The sequence below is a fragment of the Vibrio sagamiensis NBRC 104589 genome (assembly GCF_007990935.1).
GTDB lineage: Bacteria > Pseudomonadota > Gammaproteobacteria > Enterobacterales > Vibrionaceae > Vibrio > Vibrio sagamiensis.
The window spans coordinates 59,473-72,547 of record NZ_BJXJ01000009.1; the positions used below are offsets into that span (position 1 = coordinate 59,473).

Genomic DNA, 13,075 nt, shown 5'->3' on the forward strand with positions numbered 1-13,075 from the left:
GTTCAAAAGTCAACATCGTTTCTTTAACCGTTTTGATGCTTGTAGAATTCAAATAAACTAGAGAAGTCCAACTCACCATGACCATTAGAATTGTGTAAGGCATACAAATTCCGCGCTAGAGCTCCCATAGGCACTGACGATTGGGTTTGCATCGCGGCTTCCATTCCTAAGCCCAGATCTTTTAGCATCAACTTGCTCATAAATCCGGGCTGGTAGTGGTGACTTGCGGGAGCATTTTCCATAATGCCAGGACAAGGGTTATACAATTCCAAAGCCCAGTTTCTGCCCGAGCTTTGCAGCATAATATTGGCTAGCACCTTTGGGTCCAAGCCATGATCAATACCGAGGTTTAAGGCTTCACAGGTACCTGACATGAGGATACCGAGCATTAAGTTATTGCATATTTTGGCCATTTGACCATCGCCTGCCTTACCTGCATGAAAAACATTTTTCCCCATGTACTGCAAAATAGCATTAGCTTTAGAAAACGCTTCATTATTGCCGCCAACAATGAAAGTTAAAGTGCCCGCTTTAGCGCCTGCAACCCCTCCAGAAACAGGTGCATCAACAAAGAGTAATTGTTTGCTTTCTGCTTTTTGAGCAACCTTTCGGGCAGTGTCTGGATCGATGGTTGAACAATCAATTAAAACCGTTTTCTCCGGTACTTTATCCAACAATCCTAAGTTACCTTCCCCAGCACCAAAATAGACCGACCGAACATGCTCTCCAGCAGGTAACATCGTAATGACCGTGCCTGCCCCTTCTATTGCCATATCGATAGTTTCAGCAGCAATTGCACCAAACCGTTCGAGTTGCTTCGCAGCGTCTCTGTTTAAATCAAAAACATTAACTTTTAACCCAGAAGCTAATAGATTCTGTGCCATTGGGCTACCCATATTCCCTAAACCAATAAATGCCACTGTGCTCATTATAGTTTTCCTTCTTTTCCTAAGTTTGCTAGCGGGTGTTCATGCTCTGTCCACAATGAGGAGAACAAGGTATCAATGACCATTTGATCAACCTCACTCACGTTATTGAACATCCACTTGGGTTGACCATCTTTATCGATCAGTCTTGCTCTTACTCCTTCCTCAAACTCACCGAGCAAGGCACTGCGTACTGACAAAGAAAGTTCTAGACGGAAGCAATCAGCAAGAGATAAGTGGTGGTAATCCTTCACCTGACGGAAGCAAATATGTGCGGTAATCGGACTGCCAGAGACAAACGACTGTTTTGCGGCTTCTAACCAATCACTGTCCCCTTTTAAACCTTGGATCCGTTCAGCAATCAGATTGAGATCATCGCCTTGACATACTTGTTTTATCTCACCGAGATAGGGCGCTAGTTGTGCAAGTGGCTTATTGTCGACAACTTGCTCCTGGAGAAGCTGTAATAAAGCACTGACCAAAGAATGCGCATCTGCGGAACTCCAATCCACTCTTGTCAGTTCTTCAACTAAAATAGGAAATTGCTCTACCAGTAGCATCCATTGTGCTAGGCCAATTGTGACAGCGTCACTTGAATTCACTATTGCTCCGGTTAAACCGAGAAATAATCCCACCTCGGGATCAATGCTGCTCAAGAACCAAGTACCACCGACATCCGGATACAAACCAATATTAATCTCTGGCATGGCTAAGCGAGATTTAGGTGTAACAACTTTATGGCTTGTCCCCATAAACAGCCCCATACCCCCACCCATCACAATGCCTTCTCCCCAACCTATAATTGGCTTCTTGTAGGTATGAATGAGATAATCACAAGCATATTCCAATGCAAAGTAGTCGGTACAGAACTTAGCAGTAGCTTGCTTGTCATGCTCGTGCATGACGTGATACATGGTTCTAACATCCCCCCCAGCACAGAACGCCTTCTCGCCTTCCCCTTTGAGAATGACACACACAATGCTGGGATCCTCTTGCCATTGAATCAACTGGTTGTTGAGCTTCTTCAGCATGTTGAAAGTTAAAGCATTAAGTGAAGCCACATTATCTAAGGTCGCAATCCCTATTCGATTCAGCCCGTTTGCGCATTCTTGCTCTGAGAACGTTACTTTATCTGTCATACTTCACCTCTATTGGTTCTTCCACTGGGGTTGGCGTTTTTCTAAAAATGCACGCACACCTTCGGTTTGATCTTCGGTATCAAATAAATTCACAAATAACTCACGCTCTCTGATCAAACCATGAGACAGAGGGGACGTACGCATATTTTGAATCAAAACCTTGCATGCACTGACTGAAGAAGGTGACTGATTCGCAACGGACTCAGCGAGAGCCAAAGCTTGATTCAACGACTCTCCTTTAGGCACAACCTCTTCCACCAAACCTAACTCACATGCTTTCGCGGCACCTATTTTTTCTCCACACAGGATGATTCTTTTCGCCCACCCTTCTCCGACCAATGCCGTCAGATTTTGTGTTCCCCCGGCACAAGGAAGTAGTCCTACTTTTGCCTCAGGCAATGCCATGACGGCTTGTTCTTCTGCAACTCGGATATCACACGCTAAAGCGACTTCAAGCCCCCCTCCCATGGCATAACCGTTAACGGCTGCAATCGATACACCTCTAAAAGAAGAAAGTGTCTCAAACGCTTCACCAAATAAGCGTGCCATTTTAAGTGCAACGGCTTTATCACCGTCAGCAAAAAGCTTAAGGTCAGCACCCGCTGAGAAGAATTTATCTCCTGCTCCTGTAAGCACTAAAGCGTATATATTTTTATTTTCATTCAGGTCAAGTACTAGCGCTTTTAAAGCCGTTAAGCTTTCTACAGTCCAAGTATTAGCTGGCGGATTGTTCATGGTCACGACTGCGACGTGATTACTAATAACGTATTCGATACAGGCGTTTTCAGTTGATGACATAGTGTGAGTCCTTTTTCGGTAACAGTAATAGCAAAGTGATCAGTGCAAAGCAGATTCTTCAGATAACAGCCGACGAGCAATAATCAAGCGCATGATCTCGTTGGTTCCTTCTAAAATCTGATGAACCCTGACATCTCGGAAGTGTCTTTCCATCGGATACTCTTTGATGTAGCCATAACCACCATGCAGTTGTAATGCTTGGTCACAGACTTGAAAACCAATATCCGTTGCAAAACGCTTCGCCATCGCACAATAAGCCGAAGCATCTGGGTTTTGTTTATCCAATTTACTGGCGGCATAACGCACAAGCTGACGAGCCGCGACTAATTCCGTCGCCATATCCGCTAACTTAAATTGCAAGGCTTGGAATTGAGCGAGAGATTGACCAAATTGCTTACGCTCTTGCATGTACTGAGTAGCTTGGTCAAGTGCTTGTTGAGCCGTCCCTACCGAGCAAGTAGCGATATTGATGCGGCCACCATCTAAGCCCTTCATAGCAAAGAAAAAACCTTGCCCTTCTTCTCCGAGTAAATGGCTTTGAGGAATCCACACCTTATCAAAAGTCACACTGCGTGTGGGTTGACTATTCCAACCCATTTTTGGCTCTTTTCTGCCATAACTCACTCCTTCACTATCAGCAGGGACAACAAAGGCCGACACACCTTTTGCCCCCGCCTCTCCAGTTCTAGCCATCACCACTAAAACTTCGGTGTCACCAGCGCCAGAAATAAAGGCTTTGCTGCCATTAAGCACATAGCCTTGTCCTTGCTTAGTCGCTGACGTGGTCAATGATGCCGCGTCCGAACCAGCATTTGGTTCGGTCAAACAATAAGAGCCAAGGTATTCACCTGTTATCAACTTAGGACAGAATTGTTGCTTTACTTCTTGTGTCGCAAAACTGGCAATCATCCAGGCCACCATATTATGGATCGTCATAAAAGCGGTCGTAGACGTACAGCCCATCGCTAACTTTTCAAAAATGATTGAGGCATCCAATCGGCTTAACCCAAGCCCACCTTGCTCTTCTGGTGTATAAAGGCTGAGAAACCCTAATTCTCCCGCTTCACGCAGCACGTCTTTGGGAAAAATTTGCTTTTCATCCCATTCTGCTGCCATCGGTGCTAAACGATCTAAGGCAAACTGTTGGGCTGTATCGGCAAACATACGTTGTTCGTCATTGAGTTCAAAATCCATATCAAATCCTCATATTTGGATGCTTCACAGCCGACAGTGAAGCATCAAAAACCTTTGCGCAAAACGGTTGTTTAAAAAGTTAATAGCTTAAGAATTAACGATTTAGAAAAAACTGACGGCTCAGCGCAAAATGATGCTTTAACGCAAGTTAATCGTCAGATTGGGTCCACTTGGGATATCGTCATCGAACCAACGTGCCGTTACTGTTTTTGTTTCGGTATAGAAACGGACCGCTTGTTTGCCATAGGCATGCAGATCACCGTAGAAACTGCCCCTCCAACCAGTAAATGAGAAGAATGGTAATGGAACTGGAATGGGAACATTAACCCCGACTTGCCCTACTTGAATTTCATGTTGATATTTTCTGGCCGCTGCACCGCTTGCAGTGAAAATAGATGTGCCGTTGCCATATGGGTTGCGATTAATTAACTCAATCGCTTCTTCAAGTGTGTCGACTTCTAGGCAAAGTAAGACTGGACCAAAAATTTCTTCCTTGTAAATAGACATTTCAGTGGTGACATTACTGAACAGCGTTGGTCCAACCCAGTTACCATTTTCAAAGCCTTCAACGTTGCACTGACTGCCATCAAGCTCACAAACTGCACCTTGCTGTTTGCCTTCTGAAATTAAGCCCAGAACACGCTCTTTCGCTTGTGAATTGATCAATGGACCGTACGCTGCATTTTCATCGTCCCACGCCCCAGGATGAACTTTGGCCATTTCATGCTTCAGATCGTCGATCCATTGTTTGGAACTGCCGACAAAAACAGCCACTGAAATGGCCATGCAACGCTGCCCAGCAGCTCCAACTGACGCACCAACTAAGTTATTCACCACCTGCTGTTTATTCGCATCCGGCATGATTACCATGTGATTTTTTGCGCCTGCAAATGCCTGAACACGTTTAAAGTTTTGCGTTGCGGTGGTGTAAATATAGCGAGCAACAGGCACAGAACCAACAAAAGAGACTGCCTGAATATCTGGATGAGTGAGCAAAAAGTCCACTTGCTCTTTGCGGCCATGAACGATTTGCAATACGCCCTTTGGCGCTCCGGCTTGTTCAAACAGTTCAGCAAGTCGAATCGCCGTCAGAGGCACCTGCTCAGAAGGTTTCAACACAAATGTATTACCACTGGCAATGGCAATTGGAAACATCCACAATGGAATCATCGCAGGAAAATTAAATGGTGTGATACCGCAACACACACCTAACGGTTGAGTTAACGAGTAGCTGTCAATATTAGTCGCGACATTTTCTACCGTTTCTCCCATCATGTTACTTGCAATGTTACCTGCTTGCTCAACAACTTCGATGCCACGCCAAACATCTCCTTTTGCATCTGCAAAGGTTTTACCGGTTTCATGGGACAACAAGGTCGCGAGATCATCATGATGTTCTTTGAGCAAATGCTGATAACGCAACATCAGTCTCGCTCGTTCAGATATCGCCACATTCTTCCAGCTATGGAAGGTTTCTTTTGCGTGATCAATCGCCACTTGAAGCTCATCATCAGTAGCACATGGCAGGTGAGCAATAGTTTCGTTGGTGGCTGGGTTTGTCACGTCTAACCAATCAGACGATTGTGACTGCTGAAATTCACCCGCGAGAAATAAAGGAACTTTATGAGTCATATTTTTACCTATCGATTTAGTTAAAAGCCATTCATTCGAATTGAAAAATTAAGCTGGAATTTCAATGGCTAAAGCCGTGGCTTCACCACCACCAATACACAGTGATGCCACACCACGTAGTGCTTTAGGCTGGTTTGAGCCGTTCTGTTTTTGTATGCGTTGTTGCTGACGTAAACTGTGGATCAACGTGACCAGAATTCTTGCACCACTTGCACCAATAGGATGCCCAAGCGCGCATGCTCCGCCTTTTACATTAACTTTGTTAGGATCGAGCCCAAGCTCCCGCACCGCCATCTGGGTCACAACAGCAAACGCCTCGTTTATCTCCCAAAGGTCCACACTGTCTATCGACCAGTCCAATGTCGACAGCAAATCTTTGATCGCGAACACTGGCGCGATGGTAAATTCGGCAGGCATCCTCGCATGGGTAGTATGCGCTTTAATCACAGCAAGGGGGGTGAGCCCTTTTTTACGGGCACTTGCAGCATCCATAACAACGAGTGCTGCTGCACCATCAGAAATAGCACTCGAGTTGGCTGCGGTCACTGAACCATTCTTATCAAACGCTGGCTTAAGCTGAGGGATTTTGTCTAACTTGATGTTATTAGGATGCTCATCGTGTTCCATTAAAGATGAATCCTGACGCGTTTTGATTTCTATCGGGGCAATTTCCTCCTCAAATGCGCCTTGTATTTGAGCTTCACGTGCTCGGGTCGCTGAAAGAATTGCCCACTCATCCATTTCTTGACGTGAGAATGCTTCACTGTCTGCTACTCTTTGGGCATAAACACCCATTAAATGCCCTTCATAAGCATCTTGTAGACCGTCAAGAAACATATGGTCGTAAGTGGTTTGATTGCCTAAACGCATGCCATTACGTGCTTCTTTAAGTAGATACGGCGCATTCGTCATGCTTTCCATTCCACCAGCTACAGCACAATGTAAGGTCCCCGCTTTGATCAGATCATGAGCTAACATGACACTCTTCATGCCAGAGCCACAGACTTTATTCACTGTCGTACAGCCCGTGTTCTCTGTCAGCTTTGCTCCTAGTGCAGCCTGTCGAGCTGGTGCTTGTCCACAACCAGCAGGCAAGACGCAGCCCATATAGACTTCATCAACTTGTTCAATACCACAAGTATCCATTGCTGCCCGAATAGCCACTGCACCTAGATCAGGCGCAGAATAACTCTTCAATTGTCCTTGAAAACTTCCAATCGGGGTTCGCTTAGCACTCACAATCCATACTTCATTTTCCATAATACTGACCTCATTGACGTTGATGATGACGTCCCTGCTCAACGTTTCCTTAGCTATTTAGTGACTCAATTTATGACAAACCCATAAATATCTAACTCGTAACCAACGAAAACAAGATGAATTTTCATCCCTTGATACCTTGACGTTTACGTAAGCATAGCACTAACATTTACGTAAACGTAAACAAACACAAAATTAACATTATTGTTTTTACCAAGACTGAAAAATTTGTTTCCCTTTCAGACTCAAATCGTCATGGTTTTTCAAAAAGCCCACACTTTCACGAAAAGGAATAAACCAGTGGAAAAATATAAGATAAGCGACCTTGCTAAAGAGTTTGATATTACGACCAGAAGTATTCGGTTTTACGAAGATGTCGGCCTTATAGAGCCAGAAAGAGAAGGCAATATCCGAGTCTATCAACGCCGAGATAAAACCAGACTCAAATTGATTTTGCGTGGTAAGCGATTGGGCTTTTCTCTTGCCGAAATACGAGAGTTGTTTGAACTTTACGACACCCAACAAACCGATGGACAGTTGATAAAAATGCTGACCATTATTGATGAAAAACAAGCACACCTTCAGCAACAACTGGATGATATTGGCGTTGTCATGGGCGAACTAGAAGCGGCCAGAGAGCGCTGTAAACAAGCGTTAAGAAACAATGCTCCACAAGCTGTAAAGTAAGTCCATACTGCTCAAGGCGCCATCAATAGTTAACTGATACATTCACCAACAATGATAACGATACAGAATAGGGATATCTCATGAAAACCAGCTACACTTCGCTAAATTTTGGACTGGGTGAAACCATGGACATGCTACGCGATCACGTCAATGCTTTCGCAGCAGAACATATCGCACCTCTTGCTGCCGACATTGACCGAGACAACCAATTCCCAAACCACTTGTGGCCAATGCTGGGTGAGATGGGACTGCTGGGCGTGACTGTCAGCGAGAACTATGGCGGTGCAGGCATGGGGTATCTTGCTCATGTTATCGCAATGGAGGAAATCAGCCGGGCTTCAGCCTCTGTCGCGTTAAGTTATGGAGCACATTCGAACCTTTGTGTTAATCAAATCTATCGTAACGGTACCTCTGCACAACGCGAAAAGTATCTGCCCAAACTGATTGATGGCACACACATAGGTGCACTGGCAATGAGTGAGCCGAATTCTGGCTCCGATGTCGTCAGCATGCAGCTAAAGGCAGAAGATAAGGGCGACCACTTTGTGCTTAATGGCAATAAAATGTGGATCACAAATGGCCCAGATGCAGATACGCTTGTGGTATACGCAAAAACCGATCTGCATGCCGGTTCACGAGGCATTACTGCATTTATCATTGAACGCGAATTCGAAGGCTTCAGCCATGCGCAGAAGCTCGATAAGTTAGGTATGCGCGGCTCTAACACGTGTGAATTGGTGTTTAGACAATGCATTGTACCGAAAGATAATGTGTTGGGTGAATTGAACAAAGGGGTTGAAGTGTTAATGAGTGGCTTGGATTACGAACGCGTTGTCCTCGCTGGTGGGCCATTAGGAATTATGCAAGCCTGCTTAGATGAGGTGATTCCATACATTCATGATCGCAAGCAATTTGGCCAATCAATCGGTGAGTTTCAGTTAGTGCAAGGTAAGTTAGCTGATATGTATTCTCGATTGAATGCCGCACGAGCTTACGTGTATACCGTTGCCGCTGCTTGCGACCGAGGGGAATGTACTCGTAAAGATGCTGCTGGCGTGATTCTTTACAGCGCTGAGCTTGCTACCCAAATGGCCCTCGATGCGATCCAATTGCTCGGCGGTAATGGTTATATCAATGAGTATTCTACCGGAAGATTGCTGCGTGATGCGAAATTATACGAAATAGGCGCGGGTACCTCCGAAATTCGCCGCATGCTTATCGGACGAGAACTTTTTAACGAATCACGCTAACCCCTCTACAAGGAAGTCATGATGGCAATCATCAAAAGTAAAGCAAAGCCAACTGACGAGCTGTTCCTATCGAACAAAGCCGCGATGAACGAGCTCGTACATAATCTTAATAAAAACATTAACGTCATCAAGCAAGGTGGGGGGCAAAAAGCCATAGAACGGCAGCGGTTGAAAGGAAAATTACCCGTACGAGAAAGAGTGACTCGATTACTCGATAAAAACAGCGAATTTCTAGAAATTGGCCAATTTGCAGCCTGGGAGGTTTATGAAGAATCCATCCCTTGTGCAGGCGTTGTGGCGGGCATTGGCTCTGTTGAAGGTATTCAGTGTATGATCATCGCGAATGATCCCTCTGTTAAAGGTGGGACCTATTATCCATTAACCGTTAAGAAGCACTTGAGAGCACAAGAAATCGCTCAACGTTGTAAATTACCGTGTGTATATTTAGTCGATTCAGGTGGTGCTAACCTTCCTCATCAAGCGGATGTTTTCCCTGATAAAGAGCATTTTGGTCGGATTTTTTTCAACCAAGCAAGGATGTCTGCGGAAGGGATACCTCAAGTTGCTGTTGTAATGGGGTTATGCACCGCTGGTGGTGCTTATGTTCCCGCAATGGCTGACGTCTCGATAATGGTAAAAGAGCAAGGAACCATCTTTTTAGCGGGCCCTCCTCTAGTAAAAGCAGCCACTGGTGAAGTCGTCACAGACGAAGAATTGGGCGGTGCTGATGTGCATTGCCGTAAGTCTGGTGTTGCCGATTACTATGCTGAAAACGATGAACATGCTTTAAACCTTGCTAGACAAGCAATAGCGAATACCAATCAGAGCACACTTGGGCATTCAGACAAAAACGTCTTACCCCCTCGCTATGACGCCGATGAAATTTACGGCATCGTCAATTCCAACCTTCGCCTATCATTTGATGTCCGAGAAATCATTGCTCGAATCGTTGATGACTCCGATTTTGACGAGTTTAAAGCACTATATGGTAAAACACTGGTCTGTGGTTTTGCACGAATTGAAGGACAACTGATAGGCATTGTTGCCAATAATGGCATTTTATTCTCAGAATCAGCCCAGAAAGGAGCTCACTTTATCGAACTGTGTGCAAAGCGCAAAATTCCATTACTTTTCCTACAGAACATTACTGGTTTCATGGTTGGTAAAAAGCTGGAAGCTGAAGGCATTGCCAAACACGGTGCCAAACTGGTTATGGCGGTTGCCTGCGCTGATGTCCCTAAGTTTACCGTCATTATTGGTGGGTCTTATGGTGCAGGAAACTACGGTATGTGTGGACGTTCCTATGACCCAACCATGATATGGATGTGGCCGAATGCTCGTATCTCAGTGATGGGTGGAGAACAGGCCGCTGGAGTGTTAACTCAGGTGCGTCGAGAAGTAAAAAAACGGCAAGGAGCTGAATGGCCAGAACACGATAAAAATGCTTTCCATTCTTCGATTGTTGATCTCTATGAAACTCAGGGACACCCTTACTTTGCTAGTGCACGTTTATGGGACGATGGGATCATTGATCCTAAGGAGACACGACAGGTCTTGGCACATGCTTTAACGGCGGTAGCCAGTGCACCTATACCTGACAGCAATTTTGGTATTTTCAGAATGTAATTGAGTCCCTATACCCAGGTACTCATAAGGTACTTGGGTATTAGCTTACTTATTTAAAATGAATGAGATCAATTAACTAAACAGACTTTAGTGATTGAATTAAAGAGGACATTTTTATGCAGGTTCAACAATCTAGCATTACTCCAATAACACAACGTCAAGATAATGTCCTATGGGATGTTGATACATCGGGCGTTGCAACATTAATCCTCAATCGTATCGACAAGCATAATGCTTTTGACGCCTGCATGATTGATTTGATGATCCAACGCTTGGATTATCTTGCATTACGTACCGATGTTCGTTGCTTAGTCATTCGTGCAAATGGTAAGCATTTTTCTGCTGGTGCGGATCTAAACTGGATGCGTTCAATGGCCAACAGCAGCAAGCAGCAAAATCTCGATGATGCACAAAGCCTCGCGAGATTAATGCATACACTCGATAATTTTCCTCAACCTACTATTGCTGTTATTCAAGGTTCAGCTTTTGGTGGCGCACTTGGATTAATTTGCTGTTGTGATATCGCGATTGCAGCAGACAATGCCAAGTTTTGTCTTAGCGAAGTGAAACTCGGGTTAGTTCCAGCAACAATAGGACCCTATATTGTTCGTGCTATGGGTAATCGTCAAGCAAGACGCTTTATGCTAAGTGCAGAGATGATGACCGCCAACATCGCAGAAAAACATGGCATAGTGCATGAAGTGCATTTTGACGATAAAGTTGATGAAGCGCTGAACCAACTGATTGATTCATTGCTGCTCAATAGTCCAGACGCCATGCGCAAAGCAAAAACATTATGCCAACAATGCCATCAAACTCCGATTGATGCTCAACTGATCCACTACACCAGCCAACTTATCGCTGATATTCGTGTTTCTCCTCAAGGTCAAGATGGTTTACACGCATTTTTAGAGAAACGAACGCCAAATTGGGTCGTTAAGAAAACCAAGGACACTTAATGAACTTTCCTCATCACGTTACGATTGTTGAAGTAGGCGCACGAGATGGCTTACAAAACGAAACCATAGTCTCGACTCAAAATAAAATAGACTTGATTAATATACTCTCACGGACAGGGTTAACGCACATCGAATCGGGTTCATTTGTCTCACCTAAATGGGTTCCTCAAATGGCAGACTCATTAAAGGTGATGCAAGGTATCGAACGTCATCCTGGCATTATTTATTCGGCTTTAACCCCCAATTTACGAGGATTAGAGCAAGCACTGGAAGCGGGAGCAAACCAAATTGCTATTTTTACATCAGCTTCAGAAGAATTCTGTCAACGAAACATTAACTGTACAATCACTGAGAGTCTGAGTCGGTTTCAACCATTGGTTGAACTTGCACGGCGGCAAAATATTCCCGTTCGCGGCTATCTTTCTTGTGTCGCAGATTGTCCTTATGAAGGTCCAACAAAGCCTCAGCAAGTCGCCAGCATAGCCGCTACCCTGATCGAAATGGGTTGTTATGAAATATCACTGGGAGACACTATTGGTACAGGAACACCTTTACGTGTTGCACGGATGTTGGAGTGTGTGCAAAACCAAGTACCAATAGACCAACTTGCTGTACATTTTCATGATACATGGGGCCAAGCGCTAGCTAATATCTATCAAGCACTAAGTATGGGCATATCAACAATTGATAGTAGTGTTGCAGGCTTAGGAGGCTGCCCTTATGCCAAAGGAGCTTCCGGTAATGTCGCAACTGAAGATGTCCTTTATCTATGCCAAGGTCTAAACATCGAAACCGGCGTCGATCTTTCCTTATTAGCTCAAGCAGGCTGGATGATAAGTCAAGTACTTGGTCGTCAACCTAACTCAAAAGCTTCATTGGCTTTGAAATCTCATTAATCTATTCTCAAACACTTATTTTCTTAGAGATCAGTCAACCTGTAATTTAAGCTATTGGTTGACTGCTCGATATTTTCAGCTTCTACCAAGAACGCAACAATACACTTTGCTCTTCCACTAGCCCTTTACTTATTAGTTTTGCTCTGTATCTATTTTTGGTACGTAAGATTAATTACAAAATAATCAAACTAAATTGAGCTTAACATAGCAATATCTCATTTAGGTGATTACTATTTAATCAATAACAAAGTTTTTTTAACTGGCTTATTCACCCAAAATGAAGTTTAGAGTTAAACAACGCGACTTCATTTTACTTAACATACAATGATTAAGGACCCAGTGATGAGAAAGAGCATTAATCTAACCTTGATGATCTCCTTGAAAGCCACTTTTCTTGTAGCTTTCTGTTTATCTTCTTTATTGCATGCAAAAGACGTTGACGAACAATTCGAAATTGGAAAACAAAAAGCAAAGGTCTGCATGACGTGCCATGGCGTTGATGGTATCGCAACTCAGAACGTCTACCCCAATCTACGGGGACAAAATAAAAGTTATTTAATCTCCTCTCTTAAGGATTATAAAACTCGAGAAAGAACCAGTGGTCTTGCCGTTCTGATGCAGCAGCAAGCCGATGTTCTTTCGAATCAAGACATCGAAGACATTTCCCATTTCTATTCCAAGTTAGGAAGCCAAACGCAGCCATAGGTC

At 44.3% G+C, this 13,075-nt stretch carries 12 protein-coding genes; 6 read left to right on the forward strand and 6 right to left on the reverse strand.

Features of this window, described 5'->3' with window-relative positions:
- Positions 1–23: 23 nt before the first annotated feature.
- The 6 genes from mmsB to VSA01S_RS06055 form a co-directional block, all read right to left on the reverse strand.
- The gene (mmsB, locus tag VSA01S_RS06030) at positions 24–929 is read right to left on the reverse strand and encodes a 3-hydroxyisobutyrate dehydrogenase (RefSeq protein ID WP_039982000.1); all 906 of its coding nucleotides are present in this window, start codon (positions 927–929) and stop codon (positions 24–26) included.
- Positions 929–2,065, reverse strand: a complete 1,137-nt coding sequence (locus VSA01S_RS06035) for an enoyl-CoA hydratase/isomerase family protein (RefSeq protein ID WP_039981999.1) — start codon at positions 2,063–2,065, stop codon at positions 929–931. Before VSA01S_RS06035 ends, mmsB begins: the two co-directional genes overlap by 1 nt.
- Positions 2,066–2,074: 9 nt before the next feature.
- Positions 2,075–2,863: an enoyl-CoA hydratase gene (locus VSA01S_RS06040; RefSeq protein ID WP_039981998.1), complete on the reverse strand. Its 789-nt coding sequence runs from the start codon at positions 2,861–2,863 to the stop codon at positions 2,075–2,077.
- A 39-nt stretch (positions 2,864–2,902) separates the two neighbouring features.
- Positions 2,903–4,057 (reverse strand): acyl-CoA dehydrogenase family protein, encoded by a 1,155-nt coding sequence (locus VSA01S_RS06045; protein WP_039981997.1) that lies wholly within the window; start codon positions 4,055–4,057, stop codon positions 2,903–2,905.
- Between the two features lie 138 nt (positions 4,058–4,195).
- The gene (locus VSA01S_RS06050; RefSeq protein WP_039981996.1) at positions 4,196–5,689 is read right to left on the reverse strand and encodes a CoA-acylating methylmalonate-semialdehyde dehydrogenase; all 1,494 of its coding nucleotides are present in this window, start codon (positions 5,687–5,689) and stop codon (positions 4,196–4,198) included.
- Between the two features lie 48 nt (positions 5,690–5,737).
- Positions 5,738–6,949 carry a thiolase family protein gene (locus VSA01S_RS06055; protein WP_039981995.1) on the reverse strand — a complete coding sequence of 404 codons (1,212 nt, stop codon included), beginning with the start codon at positions 6,947–6,949 and terminating at the stop codon, positions 5,738–5,740.
- Between the two features lie 300 nt (positions 6,950–7,249).
- Here VSA01S_RS06055 and VSA01S_RS06060 point away from each other — a divergent pair, with 300 nt between their 5' ends.
- From VSA01S_RS06060 to VSA01S_RS06085, 6 genes are all read left to right on the forward strand, one after another.
- Positions 7,250–7,636: a MerR family transcriptional regulator gene (locus VSA01S_RS06060; protein ID WP_039981994.1), complete on the forward strand. Its 387-nt coding sequence runs from the start codon at positions 7,250–7,252 to the stop codon at positions 7,634–7,636.
- Between the two features lie 80 nt (positions 7,637–7,716).
- Complete coding sequence (locus tag VSA01S_RS06065) at positions 7,717–8,886, forward strand: isovaleryl-CoA dehydrogenase (RefSeq protein WP_039981993.1); 1,170 nt, start codon at positions 7,717–7,719, stop codon at positions 8,884–8,886.
- A gap of 21 nt (positions 8,887–8,907) precedes the next feature.
- Positions 8,908–10,512, forward strand: coding sequence for a carboxyl transferase domain-containing protein (locus tag VSA01S_RS06070; protein WP_039981992.1), 1,605 nt, complete (start codon positions 8,908–8,910; stop codon positions 10,510–10,512).
- 116 nt (positions 10,513–10,628) lie between these two features.
- Positions 10,629–11,471 carry an enoyl-CoA hydratase-related protein gene (locus VSA01S_RS06075; RefSeq protein WP_039981991.1) on the forward strand — a complete coding sequence of 281 codons (843 nt, stop codon included), beginning with the start codon at positions 10,629–10,631 and terminating at the stop codon, positions 11,469–11,471.
- Positions 11,471–12,367 (forward strand): hydroxymethylglutaryl-CoA lyase, encoded by an 897-nt coding sequence (locus VSA01S_RS06080; RefSeq protein ID WP_039981990.1) that lies wholly within the window; start codon positions 11,471–11,473, stop codon positions 12,365–12,367. The genes VSA01S_RS06075 and VSA01S_RS06080 overlap by 1 nt, the downstream gene beginning before the upstream one ends.
- A 342-nt stretch (positions 12,368–12,709) precedes the next feature.
- Positions 12,710–13,072: a c-type cytochrome gene (locus tag VSA01S_RS06085; protein WP_050567381.1), complete on the forward strand. Its 363-nt coding sequence runs from the start codon at positions 12,710–12,712 to the stop codon at positions 13,070–13,072.
- The last annotated feature ends 3 nt before the right edge of the window (positions 13,073–13,075 follow it).